A 20,093-nucleotide genomic window follows, 5' to 3' on the forward strand; every position below is an offset into this window, starting at 1 on the left:
CGAGCAAGCAGAAACGGGACCTTTTAATGTCGATCAGATACATCCGCAGCCTGACCGGCAGGAGACGGACCCCGGACGCCAACCGGCACCTCGGGTTTGCCCTGGCGTTTGTGGCCGGCGCCATCAACGCGGGGGGCTTTCTGGCGGTTCAGCAATACACGTCGCACATGACCGGCATCGTCTCGTTAATGGCCGACAACGCGGTGCTGGGTGCGTACGATCTGCTACTGCGCGGGGTCAGCGCCCTGTTGTCTTTCATGGCAGGCGCTGCCTGTTCGGCCATCATGGTCAATTACTCCCGCCGCAGACGCCTGCACAGCGCGTTCGCTTTGCCCCTGTTGTTCGAGGCTTTTTTGCTCCTGTGCTTCGGCTTTCTGGGCGCCAGGTTGTCGGCAGTGGACGGATTGATCGTCTCCCTGACCGTCATGCTGCTGTGTTTCATCATGGGCCTGCAAAACGCCCTCATCACCAAAGTCTCCAAAGCCGAAATCAGAACGACGCACATCACCGGCATCGTCACGGACATCGGTATTGAATGCGGCAAACTCTTTTACTGGAATGGCGCCACACCGCCCGGGCAGCCGCGAGTGCTGGCGAATCGTGCGCGCCTGAAAATATTGACCGTACTGGCCTTGAGCTTTTTCGCCGGTGGGGTGGCGGGCGCGTACGGGTTCAAACACGTGGGGTACATCGCAACGGTGCCGCTTTCGCTGGTCCTCGGAACACTGGCCGTTGTGCCTGCGCTGGACGATGTGCGCCGGTATGTCCGGCGTGCATGGCGCGGTTGATCCATTGTTGATCCATTCGTAGGCCAATCCTTGCATAGGTATAGGGGGTATCCCTATGATGCAAGCCGTCTGGTCAGGGGGGTATCCGATGGGTCATATCGCAGCAAACAAAAACGATCTTCTCAAGCGTGTCAAACGCATCGCCGGACAAATCCAGGCCGTCGAACGGGCATTGGAGTCGGATCTCGACTGCGCCAAGACACTGCACCTTGTTGCCGCCACTCGCGGGGCCATCAACGGCTTGATGGAGGAGATCATTGAAGACCACGCGCGCGCGCATGTGGCGAATCCTGATCTCAGCGACGCAGAGCGTAACAAAGGCGTCGAAGAGCTTCTTGAAGCCATCCGTCGTTATTCCAAATGAACACATCCAGGCACTCGCTTATGCAAAGCACGAACATCAACTACGGGCACGACCACGTGTTCCTTGGCACGGCCCACGATGAGAATGCCAGGCGCACACTGTGGGTGGTGGCCCTGACGGTTGTGATGATGGTGGGTGAAATCACCGCCGGGTACGTCACGGGCTCGATGGCGTTACTGGCCGATGGTTTTCACATGGCCACCCATGCCGGTGCATTGGGCATCGCGGCGGCCGCCTATGGATACGCTAAACGCAACGCTTCCAGCCAGCGTTACAGTTTCGGCACAGGAAAGGTAGGAGATCTGGGCGGGTTCGCGTCGGCGCTGATCCTCGGTATGGTTTCCCTGGGAATCGGCGTTGAATCCGTCATGCGCCTCTTGCAGCCAACGGACGTTCAGTTCGGCACCGCGACGCTCATCGCGATTGCCGGCTTGATAGTCAACATCGTCAGCGCCCTGTTGCTGGGCCACGGGCACAGTCATGAACACGACCATGAACACGATCATGATGATCATGGCCATACCCATGATCACCATGGCAACGACAACAATCTGAAATCAGCCTATGTCCATGTCCTCGCGGACGCGCTGACTTCGGTGCTGGCCATCGCTGCACTGCTCGCCGGTCGCTATCTGGGCTGGGTGTGGCTGGACCCGGCCATGGGCATCGTCGGCGCCATCGTTATCGCGCGGTGGGCATGGACCTTGATGAGAGCCACCGCAGGCGTATTGCTCGATCAGACTGACGCACACGTTGCCGAGGAGATCCGCCAACTGGTTGAAGAACCGGGGGATGCCACCATCACCGACTTGCACGTCTGGCGGGTTGGACCGCAAGCCCATGCGGCCATCGTCAGCGTCCTTGGCGCAGCCACTGCGAACGCCGACACCATTCGTGAACGTCTCCAGCCGGTCCATGAAGTCAGGCATCTGACGGTCGAATTCCGACTGGCCTGATTTAGCGCCTCTGCACTTACTCCAAAGGAAATTGCGATGCCACCCGGCAAACGTGAACTGGCGCGAATCGAACGCCGGTTGATCGCCACGCTGACCGAAGCGTGCGAAACCGCAAAAGGTGAAATCAAAGGCTTCACCTGGCTTACCCACATGGCTGACCTGGACGCGTTGGCTGAAACCCTGGAGGTGATCTGGGTGTTCGAAACGGCGGCGGACAGAAAGCTCGCCCAGGTTGAAGCGAAGGCTCGCATTTTCGAGCTGACGGCCACCGCGCTGGATGAAGCCTGCATCGATCTGAAGCTGTCAGATCGCAATGTCCGCTTTGACTCTGAGGAGGAATGCCAGCGCGTTCAGGGTGGCCAGTGGCAGAAGCGACTGGTTAAGGGTGACTGACGATGGCTAAAGAAATCGAAAATCCGTGCATCTCTGTGTGCCAGCTGAGGGGGGATTTGTGTGTGAGTTGTGGGCGGACCAAGGAAGACATCAAAAAGTGGAAACGCATGAAGCGCCCTGAAAAAATGGCGGCCGTGCAAAGGGCGAGCGTGCGCTTGAAAGCGTTGAAATAGGCATGGGGAGGTCATTCGCCCTGAATGACCGCCGTGGGTCCAGACTGCCAGTGACTGGGCAGTAAACGGCCCATCAAAAGGTTTTACCCTAGAGTAAGCCTACAAAATCAAGCGTCCTGCAGAATCAGGTCAGCGCCCTTCTCTGCCACCATCAGTACTGCCGCATGGGTGTTGCCGCTGGTCACGTTGGGGAAAATTGATGCGTCGACAATGCGTAAACCGTCTAGACCGTGAACCTTAAGCCGTTTGTCCACCACGGTTTTTTGTTCATCAGCCCCCATCGCGCACGAACCGCACAGGTGATAAATCGAACCGCTGTTCTCGCGAAAGTACTGCAACATCTGCTCGTCGCTTTCGACCGCCGCCCCCGGCAGTACCTCGGCAACGGTGATGTCCTTCAGTGCGGGCGCCTGCATGATTTTGCGCATCAGCCGACTGCCCTGGATGACTTCGTCGATGTCCTTCTGGGTGCTCAGGTAATTGGGGTCGATCAGTGCCGCGTCCCGAGGGTTCTTCGACTTGATCTCGATACGCCCACGGCTGGTAGGCCGGCACGGGTTGAAGCACAGCAGGAAGCCTGAATACGGCTCGGGTTTGAGGCTGGCCTTGTTGTTTTTCGGGATCTGGTACGACAGCGGATTGAAGTACAGCTGCAGGTTCGGATTGGCTTGCGCAGTGTTCCCGCGGAAAAAACCGCCCGCCTGGTTAACGCTCATCGCCAGCGCACCCTTGCGGGTAAGCAGGTATTTGATGCCGAGCTTGAACTGGCCGAACAGCGAGCCAAGCTGATCGTTCAGCGTCGGGATGTTGGCCTTGTAGTAATAGCTGGCGCACAGGTGATCCTGCAGATTCTGCCCCACCGCTGGCAGGTGTTTGACGAGCGGTACGTCGTGTCTGGCCAACAGCGCCTGATCTGCCACACCGGACAATTGCAGCACTTTGGGCGTGTCCACGGCACCGGCGCAGAGGATCACTTCCCTGGATGCCGTGAACGTGCGGGCGACACCACGCTGGGTGACGGCAATTCCCGTCGCCCGCTTGTTTTCGAACAGCACGCGATCCACCAGGGCGTAATGCTCGACCGTCAGGTTCGGCCGACTGAGCGCCGGGTGCAGATGCTCGAAGCTGCTGGAGGAGCGCTGGCCATTCCTGGTGTTGACGTCGTAGATGCCCGAACCTTCGAATCTCGGGCCGTTGAAGTCGTCACTGTGCGGATAGCCCAGTTCATCGCAGCCCTTGAGAAACACGTCGCAGATCGGGTGGGTCTGGCCCTTCATCGGGGTGATGCTGATCGGACCGCTGCCGCCGTGGTATTCGCTGTCGCCCAGCGGATGGTTTTCCAGTTTGCGGAAGTACGGCAGGACGTCCTTGAAGCCCCAGCCATCGTTGCCGTTGGCTGCCCAGTCGTCAAAGTCATGGGCCTGACCACGGACGTAGACCATCGCATTGATCGACCCCGAACCGCCTTGGACCTTGCCGCGCGGGGCATAGATTTCCCGGTTGTTCAGTTGCTTTTGCGGCTGGCTGTAGTACATCCAGTTGAACGTCGGGTTGTAATACATCTTGGCGAAGCCGACAGGAATCTTGAACCACAGGGAACTGTCCTTGCCGCCCGCCTCCAGCAGCAGCACCGTGTGTTGGCCCGAGGCAGAGAGCCGGTTGGCGAGGATGCAGCCGGCGGCGCCAGCGCCAACGATGATGTAGTCGTATGTCATGTACGGTTACCGCGTAAGTCGTTGTACGAAACCGAGCGCTCGCGTTGTAGCAGCGAGTCTCGCTGCTACAACGCTTGCGCCCTCTCCCGTCAGCCCCTGGCTGGCGATGTGTCTTTCACGTCAACCGGGGTCGGCGCCATTTGCAGGTGCAAGCGCTCGCCGGTGTAGGGCGAATGCCTGCGTACCACCTCCATGTTCAGCTCCACCCCAAGGCCCGGCTCGGTGGACGGGATGATGTAGCCGTCCTCCCATTGCAGCGGTTTGGTCAGGACTTCAGCATGGAAACCGCCCCAGGTCATGATGCTTTCCTGGATCAGGAAGTTCGGCGTGCAGGTCGCCAGCTGGAAACTCGCTGCGGCACCAATCGGCCCGTTGTAAAGATGCGGCGCGATTTGCGCGTAATAGGCCTCGGCCATGCTCGCGATTTTCTTGGCTTCCAGCAGGCCGCCGCAGCGGGCAACGTTCATCTGCAGAATCGACGCCCCGCCAGCCTGCAGCAGTTTGAAGAATTCGTACTTGGTGGTCAGACGCTCACCAGTGGCAATCGGGATGCTGGTCTTGGCCGCGACCTGCGCCATGGCCTCTTCCTGACCCGGCGGCACGGGTTCTTCGAACCATAGCGGGTCGTATTTCTCCAGGCGCCTGGCCAGGCGAATGGCTGAGGACGGCACCATTTGTCCATGGGTGCCGAACAGCAGGTCGCACTTGTCGCCCACCGCTTCGCGGATCTTGCGGCAGAAGGTTTCGCAGCGTTCCAGCACTTGCAGCGAGATCTGGTGGCCGGAGTAGGCCGTGTAAGGCCCTGCCGGGTCGAACTTCACGGCGGTGAAACCTTTGTTCATGTTCTCGATGGCGCACTCGGCCGCAAGGTCCGGGTCGTCGTAGTCGTACTGGCCCTTGCTGTTGACCGGGTACAGATACGTGTATGAACGCAGGCGCTCGTTGACCTTGCCACCCAGCAGTTCATAGACCGGTTTGTTCGCCGCTTTGCCGATGATGTCCCAGCACGCCATCTCCAGGCCGCTGACCACGCCCATCATCGTCAGGTCTGGACGCTGGGTGAAACCGCTGGAGTAGGCCTGGCGGAAAAAGCGCTCGATGTGGTGCGGGTCGTGGTTAAGCAGATGGCGTTCAAACACGTCTTCGATGATCGGCAGCATGGCCTTCGGGCCGAAGGTCGCGGCATAGATTTCGCCCACGCCTTCAATGCCGCAATCGGTTTTGAGCTTGACGAACAGCCAGTACATGCCGCCGATGTGCGGTGGCGGTACGGCAACGATGTGGGTTTCTAGGGCTATGATTTTCATTTCAGGCGCCTGATTTTTTCAAAGAAGTCTTGTTCAAGAATTGACGATTGATTCGGGCGCGCAGGGTCAAGGCTGCCAGGGTTCCGAGCAGGCCGACGAAAGCGATGTAGCCGAAATACAGCTGGTAACCGGCGGCACCCGGGAAATGTTCGGTGAGGTAGCCATTGATCAACGGAATGAAGGCGTCCGGCAGGTAACCGACCACCGAGACGATGCCGATGGCCAGGCCGGTGGTGCGCAATGGGATGTTGCAGGTGTCGAGGATGGCCCAGTACAAGCCGCGAATGGCGTAGGTCATCAAGCCGATGAAGATCACCGTGCCGATCAGCAGCCCCATGCTGTTGAGCGCCGGGAACACGATCAGGCCGACCATGGCCAGGGTCGCGAGGAACAGCGCCACGATCAGCACCGAAATGTTCGAGAACTTGTCACCGAGCCAGCCACCACCGATCCCGCCAATCGGGCGCATCCACAATTTGATGGTGGTAATGGTGCCGGCCATGACGGCCGTCATGCCGCCGCCCTGCAAGTAATCGGAGAAGCTATAGGTGGCCCAGAAGATGTGATAACCGCAGAACACAATGGCTGTCACCAGCCATAGCTCCGGGATTTTCACCAGCGTCGTCAGGTCGCTGAGCAGGTTGTACGTGCCCTTCTCCACCGCTGCCGTGTCTTCGATCGACTTCGGGTCCTTGATCAGCACCAGCACACAGCCAATGGCGACACAGGTGAAGGCGTAGAGATAAACCACGTGTTTGAAGCCTTCGGCGGCGGATTCGCCTCGGGTTTCGGTAGAAAACGCAAACAGCCCCAGGGCGACGGTCGCCAGCAACGCTTCAACCAGACCGCGACCGCCGTCGAGAATGCCGAAGAACCGGCCTTGCTCAGTGTGATGGGCAATCATCTTCACCCGCTTGAGCACCGAGGCCCAGAACGTCAGGCCAGTGGTCAGGCCCCAGCAACCGAAGATGATCATCAAACCGCTCATCGACGGCGCCGTGGAGTACCAGAGCCCCAAGGCTCCGGTGGCCAACAGCGAAAAGAAAATCAGAAACCGTGGTGCAATTCGGTCCGCCAGCCAGCCACTGGGCAAGTAGCTGAGCAGAAAAATCGTCCCCAGTATCGAGTACAGATAACCCAGCTCGCTGTGGTTGATCTGGAACACTTCCAGCATGGTGGTCTGATAGACCTGGCGCAGGTACAGGATCGGGTAGATCGCCCCTGCCGCCAGCACCAGCAGCATCAACTGGACATACCGACTTCCCGTATCACTATGGCTTTTTGAACCCGCGTTCGAACCCTGAACAGCGGCAGCAGTGGTTGCAGGCTTGGACATCGATGAGACCTCGGGGAGCCCGGTGGTCCAGGCGTCCTGAATAATTGTTTTTATAGGTTTGCAGCAGCGGCAAGGGCAGCGCTACAAGCGGCAAGTCACAGCCGGTCGCTTTTCGCTTTTATTTGCCGCTTGTAGCTTGAAACTTGTAGCTGCTGGCTAGTACTTCATGACCACCAGACGGGTCTGAGTAAATTCGAGCATGCCGTGCTTGCCGTCATCGCCGCCCAGACCGGAGCGTTTCCAGCCGGCGTGGAAGCCCTGATACGGGTCAGCCGGGGTGCGATTGACGTACAGCTCGCCGGCCTCGATGGCATTGGCCACTTTCATCGTGGTGCGATAGTTCTCGGTGTACAGCACCGACGACAGACCGAACTGGTGATCGTTGGCCATGGCCAGCGCTTCGTCGATGTCGCGGTATTTGAGCACCGGCAACACCGGGCCAAAGATTTCTTCCTGGATGATTTCCATGTCCTGCCGGCAGTTGCCGAGCAGCGTCGGCGGATAGAAATGGCCGTCGCCTTGCGGGATAAAACCGCCGGTTTCCAATACCGCGCCGTCAGCAACCGCGCGCTCGACCATGGCGTGGATGTTCTGCCGCGAACTGGCGTTGACCAGCGGCCCCATGAGGTTCGCATCGGTGGCGCGGTCGCCGAACCGGACGGCGCTGATCTTGGCTTTGAGCAGCGCGAGGAATTGCTCGTAGACGCTTTCCTGGACGTAGACCCGCTCCACTGCCGTGCACAACTGGCCGCAGTGGGTGGTCTTTGAGGCCACGATGGCGCTGGCGGCGGCTTCCAGATCGGCATCGGCTTCGATGATCGCCGGGGTCTTGCCGCCCAGCTCCAGCGATGGCTTGGCAATATTGGCCTTGCAGTAATCGAGCACGATGCGCCCGGCGTTGACGCTGCCGGTGAGGGTGATCAGACCCACGGCTTTGTGGGTGCAAACGGCAGCGGCAGTGGCGTGGTCCATGGTCAGGATGTTCACGACCCCGGCCGGCAAGCCGGACTGTTGCACCGCCCTGGCGATTTCAAACGCCGAAATGGGCGTGTTGTTACTCGGGCGCACGACCACTGTATTACCGGCAATCAGGGCCGGGGCGATTTTGCGCAATAAGGTGTAGACCGGGTAATTGAACGGGATCAGGCAGGCGACCACGCCGATCGGTTCGCGGTGCAGGAACAGGTTTTCGTTCGGGGAATCGCTGGGAATGATCTCGCCTTCGATCCGGCGTGCCCACTCGGCGTGGTAACGGGTGATCTGCGCCGCGTATCGGGCTTCGTTGCTGGCGTCGCTGACGCTCTTGCCGGATTCCGCCGCCAGCGCATGACCGATGTTGTCGGCGCAGGCTTCCAGGGCGTCGGCGAATGCGCGCAGATGTTCGGCGCGTTCAATGCTGGTGAGCTTGCCCCAGCGCTTCTGCGCCGCAGCGGCAGCATCGACGGCGGCGGTGGCTTCAGCAGCCGTGGCCGCTGAAACATGACCGACCAGGGCTTCGGTCGCCGGGTTGTAGACTGCGATCAGCGCGTTGCTGGCAGGCTCGATGAAGTGACCGTTTACAAAGTTTCGCTCAAGTCGCATGTGAATCGCCCATCGTTGTTTTTATCCAGTTCCCGCAGTCTTGGCATCCGGAGCGGCTTGAACAAACGATTTATTGAGCGCAGGAACATTCAAAAAACGCAGGTTACCTGGTATGCGTCCTCAGGTGGCGGCGGTCGAGGGTTCGAGCTGCCGTTGCGCCAACCAGATTTCTTCCTGCAACCACTGGCTGAACACCTGCAATTGCGGCATCAGCGTCTGCTCAGGGCGGGTCACCAGCCAGTAGGATTGATGCCCTTCCACGTGCACGTTCAGCACTTGGGTCAACTGCCCGCTGGCCAGTTCCGGCGCGACCATGTGCCAGTCGGCGATGGTGATCCCCAGGCCGTCGGTCGCCGCACGGATCGCCAGGTCCAGCAGGTCGAATTCATAACCGCCCTGGGTGTCCACCCCGCTGATTTTCGCTGCGTCGAGCCAGTGTTTCCAGGTCAGGTAGCGCTGGTCTTCCCGGGCCAGCACATGCAGCAGGGTCATGCGATTGAGGTCGATGCCCCGCTCGCCCCACTCCCTTGCGTACAAGGACGGCGCGCACACGGCGATGTGCCGCTCCTGGATCAGCAACGAGCTGTCGAGCCCGTCCCATTCGCCATCGCCGAAACGGATTGAGCAGTCCAGGGTGCTGGTCTCCGCCAGGCTGTCTTGCAGGCGCGTGGTGATGCTCAGGTCCAGCTCCGGGTGCTTTTCCCGCAGCCGTCCAAGCCGTGGCATCAGCCAGCGACTGGTAAAGGTTGGCGGCGCGTTGATGTGCAGGCGATTGGCGTGAGATTTCTGCTGGATACTGCGCACTGTCAGCTCGATCTTGTCGAATGACTGGTGCAAAGCCCGCAGCAACACCCGTCCTGCACTGGTCAATTCGAGATGATGATGCCGGCGCTCCAGCAGGGTTTCACCGAGATTTTCTTCGAGCTGACGCACCTGGCGGCTGACCGCACTTTGCGTGACATTCAGCAGCTCTGCCGCCCGGGTGAAACTCCCTGTGCTGCCGGCCACTTCAAAGGCTTTGAGCGCATTGAGCGCGGGCATTTTGCGTTTCATGGACAGTACTCGCGCAAGGGCTGACAAGTGCGAAGCATCCCACGGCTTGCGGGAAATTTCCTGAGTAACATGCCTTTTTGTGTTGTGCAGGGCGATTTCGATGGCATCGCCCCGTCCTGCCGGCGCTCGCAAACGCTTTCCACGGTCGTGTGTTCGGAGCGCAACAGCGCGCTGTGTGGACGACGACGAATCTTCGCGAGCAATCGGGGTCGTTTTCAGCCCGATAACTGTCGCTGACGCATAAATGGCATGAGTATTTCGCAGGCCACTCATGACTATTAAGCACTGGCTGATTTCTTCCTGTAAACGCTAGTCTGACTTTAATTAATTGACCGAAAAGACTGCGCACTTTCAGAGGGCGGACACTGCAACTTCGCCCCCTTCTGCTGCAACCCATCTGATTGAGCCAACTCCATGACACGTGCAAAAGGTTCGCCTGCAAGAAGTATCGGTGTATTGGCGCTGATCTTCACTGCGTGTAATGCCACTACCCACGGGTTCAGTATTTTCCTGTATTCAGCGTTATTGCCCGAGATCCGCGAAGTGTTCGAAATGAGTTACAGCCAGGCCGCATTTATTGCCGCGCTGCTGCAACTGTTCTATATGGGCGCGTCGATCGTCAGTGGCATCGCGGCAGCGTGGATCAGCCCGCGCAACATGGTGCGCCTGACGATGGCATTGAGTCCGGCGCTGCTGGCACTGGCCGTCGCCACACCGTGGGTGCTGCCGTTTGCGCTATGCCTTGCGCTGGTCTCGGCGTGTGCGGTGTCGAACTGGAATGCGATTGCGGCGCTGGCCGGCGAGGTGATCCCGGCCTCTCACCGCAGCCGAGTGCTGGGTCTGGCCTCTTCCGGGGCAGCGTTTGCGATTTGCCTGAACGGCTTACTGATCGCCCTGCTGCAAGGCATTTCCCTGACACACTTCTGGCTGATCTGCGCGGGCCTGACGTTGATGGTCACGCTGCTGACGTTCTGGGCCCTGGCCCCGCTCACAGAGCACGCGCGTATCAAACCCGCCAGCGCGCCGTCGCTAAGCCGGGTACTCCGACAATGGCTGCAACTGTGCGTGGAGCATCCGGTGGCGCTGCATATATTGCTGCTCAGTGGGTGTACCGGCGCTGTCAGCGGACCGTTCCTGAATTTTCTCTCAGCGTTTGCCACTGATCGCCTTGGCGCCAACGCACAGGTCACCGGGTCGTTGTGGACGCTGATCGGTATTGGCGGGGTGGTCGGAGGTTTGCTGCTCGGCTCGCTGGCGGATCGCTGGGGCGGGCTTCGGGTCATGGCGGCTAGCATCAGCGCCTTCGGCGTGTCGATGCTGGCCCTGCTCTGGCAACCGGGGCTGGGACTGACCTGGCTGGCGGCCGGGCTGTTTGCGCTGTTCTATTTCCCGGTCTGGGGCTTGATGGCAGCTTACCTCAGCGCCCGGTTGAGTCCGGTGCACAGTCTGCAAGTGGTGAGCCTGAGCATGGTGGGCTATGGCCTGGGCAGCGCCACCGCCAACGGGTTCTGCGGCTGGCTGTTGCAAGCCTCCGGGCAGTTTGCCCTGGTGCATGGCTGGATCGCCTGCTGTGTGACGGCGAGCCTGCTATTGCTGAGACTGATGGCTCGTCGTCAACGTCGCGCCCCCGCTCTCGTTCAACCACGCTGAACGTCCCAACTGGCGTGAAAGAATGTCTACCAAGGTCTCCAGAGCCAGCGCCTCACACTGAGTCGAGCGCCAGAACATCAACCGCGCCGGCTCAATCGGCGGAAAGCCCTGGGCTTCGTCCAGAACCTGCCAACCTGCCGGTACCAGACGCCGCGCCGTGACACCGACCGACTGCCCCTGCTCGATGGCAATCCCGATGCCGCGCGGGCTCTGGCTGGTGTAAACCACATGCCAACGCCGCCCGGCTTCGGCCAGCGCGCGCACCGCGTTCGCGCGAAACGCACACCCCTCGGCATACACCGCCAAGGGTATCGATGCCTCCGAACCCGCGCGCCAACCTGCAGCTGCCACTCACACCAGCGGCTCATCGCACAGGTATTCACCCGGTTGCAGATTGGCGTGTTGCACACCCAAGACCAGATCCAGTTCACCGCGCTGCAAACGGCTGACCAGCGCCGTCGACATCTCGCAACAAATGTCCGGTCGCACGTTGGGAAACTGCGCTTGAAAGTCCCGCAGTACTTCAGCCAGACAGAACTGCGCGTAGTCTTCAGGCATGCCCACGTGAATGCACGCTTGCGCCTCGGGCCGATGCATGGCGTTGATCGCATCCGCGTGCAATTTGAGGATCTGGCGGGCGTAAATCAGAAATGTCTCACCACTGGGCGTCAGACTTACGGAGCGACTGGTGCGCTGGACCAGCGGTGTACCGACGATCTCTTCCAGCCGCTGCAAGCTCTGACTGATCGTCGACTGGGTTTTATGCAGGCGTTCGGCCGCCGCAGAAAATCCATGGCACTCGATAATCGCGACAAACACTTTAAGTAAGCTTCCATCCAGTTCGCCCGACATAACTATCGCCCCTGCCGATGGATTCGATCACAACGTGTAATTTCCACTTCGCACCTCTGTAGGCAACTATCGATTCAACGCCAAACACTGTTAATTGATAGTTTCAGGAGACTTGCATGAGCCTTCAACTTGCCGACGCCGAAGTGGGCGATATCAGCGACATTATTAATACTGAGTTATACCCCATACATGATTCGGGCCATGTCCGGTTGCAGGCGCTGATCGAACACGCCCGTGCCGAACTCGCCGAGGACGGTTGCTGCCTGCTGAAGAACTTCCTGCGGCCCGAGGCGCTGGAACAGGCCCGTGCCGAAGGTCAGGCACTGTCGGGCAAGACCTTTTACTCGGTGCGCAAGGTCAACGCCTACTTCACCGAGGACGACCCCGCCCTGCCCCAGGATGACCCGCGCCGCACATTCATGGAGCGCACCAGCGGTTTTGTTACCCGGGACATGATTGCCCCGGACGCGATCATTCATCGTCTGTACGTCTCGCCCATGATGAAGCGATTTATCGGTGCCTGCCTCAACGAGCCAGAGATTTTCGAATACGCCGACCCGTTTGCCGGTCTAGTCATCAACGTCATGCCAGAAGGCACCGAACAGCCCTGGCACTTCGACACCAACGAATTCATCGTCAGCATGATGACCCAGAAGCCCGAGGCTGGCGGTCTGTTCGAGTACGCGCCGATGATCCGCACCCGCACACAGGAAAACCTCGGGGCCGTCGGTAACGTGGTGCGAGGCAACGACCGCAGCCGCGTGCAGGAATTGCAACTCAACCCCGGCGACCTGCAGATTTTCAAGGGCCGCTTTTCGGTGCACCGGGTCACTCGCGTCGAGGGCGCCACCGAGCGCAACACCGCCATCTTCGCCTACTCCGAAAAGCCCGGAATCATCGGCCGTGCCCAGCGCACCAAGCAGCTTTACGGACGCCTGTCCGAAGCCCATCTGCAAGCCGAACGCAACCTGGTGCGCAGCGACCAGTTGCTCGACTGAACCCTTCAAAAAAAATCCTGAAAAACCAACCGTATCCGCCCTGCGAGGAACACCCCATGAGTCTGTCTGGCCCTAACCGCAACCCCGCCGACTGCGAACCGACGTATGACGAGATCCAGCAGATCCAGCTCGACCGCTTGCAACGGGTGCGCAACGAACTGAAAAAGCGCGACTACGCTGCGTGCGTGCTGTTCGACCCGACCCATATGCGTTACGCCACAGGCTCGCGCAACATGCAGGTGTACTCGGCGCGCAACCCGGCGCGTTACGCCTTCATCCCGGCAGAAGGCCCGGTGGTGGTCTTCGAATTCGGCGGCTGCCTGCACCTGGCCGAACAACTCAATACCGTCGATGAAGTGCGCCCGGCCAAAGCCATCTCCTATTATTTCTGCGACAGCTTCCTGAATAACGTCACCGCCGAATGGGCCGCCGAAATCGATGAGCTGGTGCGCAAACACGGTGGCGGCAACAAAAGGATCGCCATCGAAAGCGCAACCTCAGCCGCTGCGTTTGAACTGCAAAAACTCGGTTACCAGATTTTCGACGCCCAGGAACCCCTGGAGCGCGCGCGCTGCATCAAGGTGCCGAACGAGCTGAAGATGATCCGCGCCAGCCTGCGCGCCACCGAGGCTGGCGTGCGCTTGATGGAAAGCAAACTGGTGCCGGGCATCAGCGAAAACGAACTGTGGTCGCACCTGCATCAGCACGTGATCGCCACCGACGGCGACTATATCGAAACCCGCCTGCTGTCCTCCGGACCGCGCACCAATCCATGGTTTCAGGAATGCAGCACCCGGCCCATCGAGGCCGGTGACCTGGTGGCGCTTGATACCGACGTGGTCGGGCGTTTCGGCTACTACGCCGACTTCTCTCGAACATTTCTCTGTGGCGAACAAGCCGCCACCGCCAAACAACAGGAGCTGTACAAACTGGCCTACGAGCAAGTGCAGACCAACATGGAAATGCTCAAGGCCGGCCGCAGCTTCAAGGAGTACGCCGAGCTGGCCTGGCGCATCCCGGACAACTACAAGACCAATCGCTATTTCGCCTTGGCCCACGGCGTTGGCATGACCGGTGAATACCCGTACGTCGTGCACCGCGAAGATATCGATGCGCTGGGCTACGACGGCGTGTTCGAAGCCGGCATGACCATCTGCGTGGAAAGCTACATCGGCCACGATGAGGGCGGCGAAGGCGTCAAGCTCGAAGAGCAGATCTACATCCACGAAAACGGCATCGAACTGCTTTCCGACTACCCGTTCGATGCACGCCTGATGCCGCGTTGAGTTGCCCCGGGCGACGCCATCACCTCCTTTGACGCCGCCCGTTTGCACCTTGTTGCTCCCGGAGCAGGGGGCGTTTTCGGCCACCGCGCAGTGTTTCGTATCTGCGTTTTTATTCATCCGGCGTGTCTAGCTCAAGCAGCAGCCTTCCTTACGGTCAGTAACATGCATTTATCGAACGTTTCCACGTTGAATTTATCGTTTGTCGATCGTTGCCCAGATGACAAAACTGCGGACATCTCAAATAAAAACAACATGAGAGCCGCCCTATGTCCTACCCCGCCTACGTCCTTCTGATTCCGTTGCGCCTTGTTCTGCTGCCGGCTTCACGCCTGTCTTGCCTGCGCCTTCACGGCGCCTGCCACTGACAGTTTCGGTTCATCGAAAACCGACCGCGTCTGCCGCTCGCCCTGTTTGCGGCCAGTCGAAAAACGCACTTTTGCACGTTATCGGAGAGGCATATGAAAGACCTAATGACATTGGACGGCGCCCTGCCGCATCCAGCGGTTAACGATCTGTGTACCCAAGTCAGCAGCGGTGAGATCAACCGTCGCCAATTCCTGCGCACCGCAGCACTGCTGGGCATCACCGCCGCCAGCGCCAGCGCCTTCATCGGTTCCGCGCTGCTCGGTAACCCCGCCCACGCCGCCGATGCGGTGACGCCGCGCCAGGGCGGTAGCGTGCGGTTTGCCTGCGCCATCCAGGAAATCCAGGACCCGATGCTGATCACCTGGATCGAAGCGTCGAACCTGCTGCGCAACTCGCTGGAGTTCCTGACCTGGGTCGATGCCGACAACATCACTCACCCGTACCTGGCCGAGAGCTGGAGCCCGTCCGAAGACCTGAAAACCTGGACCTTCAACCTGCGCCAGGACGTGAAGTGGAGCAACGGCGACACCTTCAACGTCGAGGACGTGGGGCACAACATCGAGCGCTGGATCGCCACCGACTCCAAGTCCGTCAACCGCACCGCGTTCCAGGACGTTACCGCTTTCGAAAAAGTAACCGACTTCCAGTTCCGCCTGGTGCTCAAGCGGCCGATGCTGGCTATCCCGGAAATGCTCAATGCCTTTACTTGCGCCATCGTCCACCGCAGCTTCAAGGCCGGTGACGACTGGGCGAAAAATCCACTCGGCACCGGGCCATTCAAGCTGGTCTCTTTTGCCGTGAACAAACAGGCAACCTTCGCCAAGCGCGCGGATTACTGGCGCAAACCGGCCAACCTCGACGAGTTGCGCTACGTCGACATGGGCACCGACATCTCCACCCACCTCGCGGCGTTGCAGGCCGGGCAAGTGGACGTGTTGTACCGGGTCACCGTGGCCGAACTCGACCTGGCCAAACGCTTGCCGGGCGCGCAACTGCTGACCTGTAAATCGGCGCAAACCGTCGTCATGCGCATGGCCTGTGACCAGAAACCGTTTGACGACCTGCGGATCCGCAAAGCCGTGGTGCTCTGCGCCGACAACGCACAAATGCTCAAGATCGCGTATCGCGGCATGGGAACCCTGGGCGAAGACCATCATGTCGCCCCGTCCCACCCGGAATACATCCCGCTGCCCAAACGTGCCCGGGATGTGGCTGGCGCCAAGACACTCCTCGCTGAAGCCGGTCATCCGAACGGCATCGACATCGACCTGATCGTCGGCAACACCCAGGGACGCTACGAACAGGACTGTGCGCAGATCCTGCAGCAGAACTGCGCCGAGGCCGGCATCCGCATCAACCTCAAGGTTATTCCGGCCACCCAATATTGGCCGATCTGGGACAAAGCCGCGTTTAGCCTCACCTACTGGGCGCATCGCCCGTTGGGGGTGATGTCGCTGGAACTGGCCTACCGCAGCGGCGCGGCCTGGAACGAAAGCCACTACAGCGACCCGGCCTTCGACGCCGCACTGGATAAAGCCATGGGCATAATCGATCCGAAACAACGAGCCGTGTCCATGCAAAACGTCGAGCAAATCCTCCAGGACGCCTGCGTGATGGTGCAGCCGTTCTGGGGCGACAAATTCACCGCCGCCAGTAAGAAAGTTCAGGGATTCAAGGTTCACCCTTCGGACTTCTACCCAATGGATGAAGTCTGGTTGAGCGCCTGATTCAAGCGCCGGAAAAACGAGCTCACCCACCTCGGTGCGGCGGGCCGCCATCCCTTGATTAGCCGGAGCGTGCGAGCATGGCTGAATTTCTATTGCGCAAGTTATTGGCGCTGGCGGCGACCTTGCTGTCAGTGTCGGCGATCGTGTTCCTGGCCCTGGAACTGAACATCGAGGACGTAGCGATCAACGTCCTGGGCCCCTACTCCGCCGCGGACCAACGCGCCGCGTGGCTGGTGGAGCACGGTTACAACCAGCCTTTCGTGTGGCGTTACCTGGTGTGGCTGAAAGATTTTGTCAGCGGCGAATGGGGCACTTCGGTGCATTTTCGTGAGCCAGTGATCAACCTGCTGCTGCCAACGCTGTGGCAAACCCTGATCCTCGCCGGCCTGGCCTTGACGGTGATGGTGCCGGTGGCGTTGACGCTCGGCATTCTGGCAGGTATTCGTCAGGGCTCGGCGGTGGATCGACTGGTGTCGTTTCTGTCGATTGTCACCACCTCGATCCCGGACTTCGCCAGCGCGGTTTTTGTCTCGGCGATCTTCGTGTTCTGGCTCAACTGGCTGCCGGGTGTGAGCAGCATGAGCGACGGATTCAATCCCGTGGAACTGGCGCTGCCGCTAATGGTGCTGTGCCTGTTCGGCATCGGTTATCTGGCGCGTATCACTCGGGCCTCGATGGTCGAAGTGATGCAGGCTCCGTACATCCGCACCGCCCGCCTCAAAGGCGCGTCGACCTCACGCATCGTGTTGCGCCATGCCCTGCGCAATGTGCTGATCGCGCCAATCACCGTGATCATGTTGTACATCCCGTGGCTGCTGTCGAACGTGATCGTGGTCGAGGTGTTCTTCGCCTACAAAGGGTTTGGCTCATTGCTCTACACCGCGTCGTTGAACCATGACGTCTACCTGATCGAAGCCTGCGCGATGATCAGCGGCATCGTCGTCGGCGCGACTAAAATCTTCTCGGACCTGGCCTACACCTGGCTCAACCCGCGCATCACCCTGCGCAGTCTTGGCGGAGGTGGGCAATGAACGTCCTCAACGCATTCAAACATCCCTTGGCGTTCCTCGGTTTGCTACTCGTCGGCGGCTGGGTGCTGATGGCGCTTTTCGCGCCGTGGCTGGCACCTCATGACCCTCTCGAAAGCTTCACCCCGCTGCTGACGCCGATGACTCCGGACGGCAATGGCATGAGATTCCTGCTGGGCACCGATATGATCGGTCGGGACATTCTCTCGCGGCTGGTCTGGGGCACGCGGACCGTGTTGTTCTGGTCGATCCTCGCGACCTTGACCGCCTTTGCCGTGGGCATTGCCATGGGCCTGTGCGCCGGTTACTTCAACGGCTGGGTCGACGGATTGCTTTCCTATCTCGCCGACACCGTGCTGTCGTTTCCGGTGCTGGTGCTGTACATCGTGATTATCATCGCCCTCGGCGCCTCGGCACTGAACATCCTGATTGCGGTGACCTTCACTAGCGCCCCGGCGATCTTCCGGATCATGCGCGCGCTGACCATCGACATTCGTTCCCGGGACTACGTGCTCAGCGCGATCACCCAGGGCGAAGGGTCGTTGCGAATCATGCTGATGGAAATCCTTCCCAACTGTGGCGGCCCGCTGATCGTGGATTTCTGCCTGCGCATCGGCTACACCGCGATCATGATCGGCGCCCTCGGTTTCCTCGGCCTCGGCCTTCCACCGCCGACCCCGGACTGGGGCAGCATGATCAACGAAGGCCGCAGCATGGCCATCGCTTTCCCGCACCTGGTTATCTTCCCGTGCATTGCCATCTCCACCCTGATGCTGGGCCTGAGCCTGTTGGCGGACGGTCTGGACGAACACGCCCAGAACGGCGCAAGGAGTTGAGCATGAGTCAACTGGAGAACGTGCAACAGGTGCTACGCGTGGAGAACCTCTCCATCGAACTGCCTCCCGGCGCCGACCGCAGCCACGCGATAAAAAGCATCAGCTTCGACGTGCGCAAGGGCGAAATCCTGTGTGTGATCGGCGAGTCGGGCTCCGGCAAATCGGTGCTCTCGGCGGCGATCATGGGCGACTACGCCAAGGGGTTGCGCCACACAGAAGGCGTGATTGACTTCCTCGGCGACGACATCTGTCGCATGGACGACAACGCCCTGCGCCAGTTGCGTGGCAACCGCATCACAATGATTTTCCAGGAGCCGATGGCAGCGCTGAATCCGGCGATTCGTATTGGTCAGCAGGTCGAGGAAATCTTCGACATTCACGCGCCGCACATGCCCGCCACAGAGCGCCGCGAACGCATGCTCGCCCTCCTGGATTCCACCCAACTGCCCGATCCGCCACGGATCGCCAACAGCTTCCCGCATCAACTCTCCGGCGGCCAATGCCAACGGGTGGTGATTGCGATGGCGCTGGCGATGAACCCGGATCTGCTGATTGCCGACGAACCGACAACGGCACTGGATGTGACCACACAGGCCCAAGTGCTGAAACTGGTCCGCGACCTGCGCGGTCGTGGTCAGCACGGCATCCTGTTCATCACCCACGACTTCGGCGTGGTAGCGGAAATCGCCGACCGTATCGCGGTAATGGAGGGCGGCGTGCTGGTGGAAATCGGTGAGCGCGATCAAGTGTTGAATGCGCCGAAGCACCCGTACACCCGCAAGCTGATTGCCGCCGTGCCGGCGCTTCATCCCGAGTTGCACGTCCCCTGCGCCGACGGTGAGTTGGCGTTGCGCATCGAGCACCTGACCAAAACCTACAACGTCGGTGGCAGGTTGATCCCGGCGCTCAAGGATGTCTCGCTGCAACTGCCACGGGGCAAGACGCTGGCGATTGTTGGCGAGTCTGGCTCGGGCAAAAGTACGTTGGTGAAAGCGGCGATCAGGCTGGTGGAAAGCGACAGCGGCCACGTCTGGGTCGGTGACACGGATTTTCTCGCGTTGCGCGGCTCTGCGCTGGCGGCCAATCGGCGGCGGATTCAAATGATTTTCCAGGACCCGTATGGCTCGCTCAATCCACGCCACCGAGTCGGCGACATCATCGCCCGCGCGGCGCAATTGCGCGGGTTGTCGTCCAGGGATGCATGGACCGAGGCCGGTGATTTGCTGGAACAGGTCGGGCTCAAACGTGACGCCCTCAAGCGCAAGCCTCGGCAGTTCTCCGGCGGTCAGCGCCAGCGCATCGGCATCGCCCGGGCCCTGGCGATGCGCCCGGAAGTGTTGATCGCCGATGAAAGCGTCTCGGCACTGGATGTCTCGGTGCAAAAGCAGGTGCTGGAACTGCTCGCTGAACTGCAACAGCGCCTCAGCCTGAGCATTTTGTTCATCACCCACGACCTGCGCGTGGCGGCGCAGATCAGCGACTACATCGCGGTGATGCGTCAGGGCGAAGTGGTGGAATACGGCACGGCGGAACAGGTGCTCTTGCGTCCGCAAAACACCTACACCCAGACCTTGCTGGCAGCGGCACCCGGCGCGTCGGCTATCCCGGTGGTGCCTGCCGCCGAACCCACGCTGAGGCTGATCAGACCACAAGCCCACTGAGTCAATAACCCTCTCACCCAGTC

Annotated in this window: 19 protein-coding genes; 12 read left to right on the forward strand and 7 right to left on the reverse strand. The window is 60.2% G+C overall.

Going from position 1 to position 20,093, the window contains the following annotated elements; translation table 11 throughout:
• Positions 1 to 26 precede the first annotated feature (26 nt).
• The 5 genes from L4G42_RS23210 to L4G42_RS23230 all read left to right on the forward strand — a co-directional run bounded on the left by L4G42_RS23210 (position 27) and on the right by L4G42_RS23230 (position 2,674).
• Entirely contained in the window at positions 27 to 788 is a 762-nt protein-coding gene (locus L4G42_RS23210) for a YoaK family protein (RefSeq protein WP_237253902.1), read from the forward strand.
• A gap of 88 nt (positions 789 to 876) precedes the next feature.
• The gene (locus L4G42_RS23215; RefSeq protein WP_237253960.1) at positions 877 to 1,152 is read left to right on the forward strand and encodes a metal/formaldehyde-sensitive transcriptional repressor; all 276 of its coding nucleotides are present in this window, start codon (positions 877 to 879) and stop codon (positions 1,150 to 1,152) included.
• A gap of 20 nt (positions 1,153 to 1,172) precedes the next feature.
• Complete coding sequence (gene dmeF / locus L4G42_RS23220) at positions 1,173 to 2,108, forward strand: CDF family Co(II)/Ni(II) efflux transporter DmeF (protein ID WP_237259673.1); 936 nt, start codon at positions 1,173 to 1,175, stop codon at positions 2,106 to 2,108.
• 36 nt (positions 2,109 to 2,144) lie between these two features.
• On the forward strand, positions 2,145 to 2,501 hold the full coding sequence (locus L4G42_RS23225; protein ID WP_237253900.1) for a hypothetical protein: 357 nt from the start codon (positions 2,145 to 2,147) through the stop codon (positions 2,499 to 2,501).
• Between the two features lie 2 nt (positions 2,502 to 2,503).
• Positions 2,504 to 2,674, forward strand: a complete 171-nt coding sequence (locus L4G42_RS23230) for a DUF1289 domain-containing protein (protein WP_237253899.1) — start codon at positions 2,504 to 2,506, stop codon at positions 2,672 to 2,674.
• Positions 2,675 to 2,781: 107 nt separating this feature from the next.
• Here the strand turns inward: L4G42_RS23230 and L4G42_RS23235 are convergent, their stop codons facing one another.
• The 5 genes from L4G42_RS23235 to L4G42_RS23255 form a co-directional block, all read right to left on the reverse strand.
• Positions 2,782 to 4,389: a GMC family oxidoreductase gene (locus tag L4G42_RS23235; protein WP_237253898.1), complete on the reverse strand. Its 1,608-nt coding sequence runs from the start codon at positions 4,387 to 4,389 to the stop codon at positions 2,782 to 2,784.
• Between the two features lie 89 nt (positions 4,390 to 4,478).
• Complete coding sequence (locus tag L4G42_RS23240; RefSeq protein WP_237253897.1) at positions 4,479 to 5,696, reverse strand: mandelate racemase/muconate lactonizing enzyme family protein; 1,218 nt, start codon at positions 5,694 to 5,696, stop codon at positions 4,479 to 4,481.
• A gap of 1 nt (position 5,697) precedes the next feature.
• The gene (locus tag L4G42_RS23245) at positions 5,698 to 7,032 is read right to left on the reverse strand and encodes an MFS transporter (protein ID WP_237253896.1); all 1,335 of its coding nucleotides are present in this window, start codon (positions 7,030 to 7,032) and stop codon (positions 5,698 to 5,700) included.
• A 156-nt stretch (positions 7,033 to 7,188) separates the two neighbouring features.
• Positions 7,189 to 8,613: an aldehyde dehydrogenase gene (gene aldA / locus L4G42_RS23250; RefSeq protein WP_237253895.1), complete on the reverse strand. Its 1,425-nt coding sequence runs from the start codon at positions 8,611 to 8,613 to the stop codon at positions 7,189 to 7,191.
• A 120-nt stretch (positions 8,614 to 8,733) separates the two neighbouring features.
• Positions 8,734 to 9,666, reverse strand: a complete 933-nt coding sequence (locus L4G42_RS23255; protein ID WP_237253894.1) for a LysR substrate-binding domain-containing protein — start codon at positions 9,664 to 9,666, stop codon at positions 8,734 to 8,736.
• 414 nt (positions 9,667 to 10,080) lie between these two features.
• Here L4G42_RS23255 and L4G42_RS23260 point away from each other — a divergent pair, with 414 nt between their 5' ends.
• Positions 10,081 to 11,316, forward strand: a complete 1,236-nt coding sequence (locus L4G42_RS23260; protein ID WP_237253893.1) for an MFS transporter — start codon at positions 10,081 to 10,083, stop codon at positions 11,314 to 11,316.
• On the opposite strand, the gene L4G42_RS23265 is transcribed toward L4G42_RS23260, so the two are convergent.
• Both L4G42_RS23265 and L4G42_RS23270 read right to left on the reverse strand, forming a co-directional pair.
• Complete coding sequence (locus tag L4G42_RS23265) at positions 11,254 to 11,667, reverse strand: type 2 periplasmic-binding domain-containing protein (RefSeq protein WP_237261240.1); 414 nt, start codon at positions 11,665 to 11,667, stop codon at positions 11,254 to 11,256. The two genes, L4G42_RS23260 and L4G42_RS23265, sit on opposite strands and share 63 nt — an antisense overlap.
• Positions 11,668 to 12,168: a LysR family transcriptional regulator gene (locus L4G42_RS23270; RefSeq protein ID WP_237253891.1), complete on the reverse strand. Its 501-nt coding sequence runs from the start codon at positions 12,166 to 12,168 to the stop codon at positions 11,668 to 11,670.
• Between the two features lie 116 nt (positions 12,169 to 12,284).
• Here L4G42_RS23270 and L4G42_RS23275 point away from each other — a divergent pair, with 116 nt between their 5' ends.
• The 6 genes from L4G42_RS23275 (at position 12,285) to L4G42_RS23300 (ending at position 20,070) form a co-directional block, all read left to right on the forward strand.
• Positions 12,285 to 13,166 (forward strand): HalD/BesD family halogenase, encoded by an 882-nt coding sequence (locus L4G42_RS23275; protein WP_237253890.1) that lies wholly within the window; start codon positions 12,285 to 12,287, stop codon positions 13,164 to 13,166.
• 56 nt (positions 13,167 to 13,222) lie between these two features.
• Positions 13,223 to 14,452 carry a M24 family metallopeptidase gene (locus tag L4G42_RS23280; protein ID WP_237253889.1) on the forward strand — a complete coding sequence of 410 codons (1,230 nt, stop codon included), beginning with the start codon at positions 13,223 to 13,225 and terminating at the stop codon, positions 14,450 to 14,452.
• A 458-nt stretch (positions 14,453 to 14,910) separates the two neighbouring features.
• On the forward strand, positions 14,911 to 16,545 hold the full coding sequence (locus L4G42_RS23285; protein ID WP_237253888.1) for an ABC transporter substrate-binding protein: 1,635 nt from the start codon (positions 14,911 to 14,913) through the stop codon (positions 16,543 to 16,545).
• A 77-nt stretch (positions 16,546 to 16,622) separates the two neighbouring features.
• Positions 16,623 to 17,576, forward strand: coding sequence for an ABC transporter permease (locus L4G42_RS23290; RefSeq protein WP_237253887.1), 954 nt, complete (start codon positions 16,623 to 16,625; stop codon positions 17,574 to 17,576).
• Positions 17,573 to 18,409: an ABC transporter permease gene (locus L4G42_RS23295; RefSeq protein WP_237253886.1), complete on the forward strand. Its 837-nt coding sequence runs from the start codon at positions 17,573 to 17,575 to the stop codon at positions 18,407 to 18,409. The genes L4G42_RS23290 and L4G42_RS23295 overlap by 4 nt, the downstream gene beginning before the upstream one ends.
• A 2-nt stretch (positions 18,410 to 18,411) precedes the next feature.
• Positions 18,412 to 20,070, forward strand: coding sequence for a dipeptide ABC transporter ATP-binding protein (locus L4G42_RS23300; protein ID WP_237253885.1), 1,659 nt, complete (start codon positions 18,412 to 18,414; stop codon positions 20,068 to 20,070).
• Positions 20,071 to 20,093 lie beyond the last annotated feature (23 nt).

This window comes from Pseudomonas petrae, from assembly GCF_021728295.1.
In the GTDB taxonomy this organism is placed as follows: Bacteria; Pseudomonadota; Gammaproteobacteria; order Pseudomonadales; family Pseudomonadaceae; genus Aquipseudomonas; species Aquipseudomonas petrae.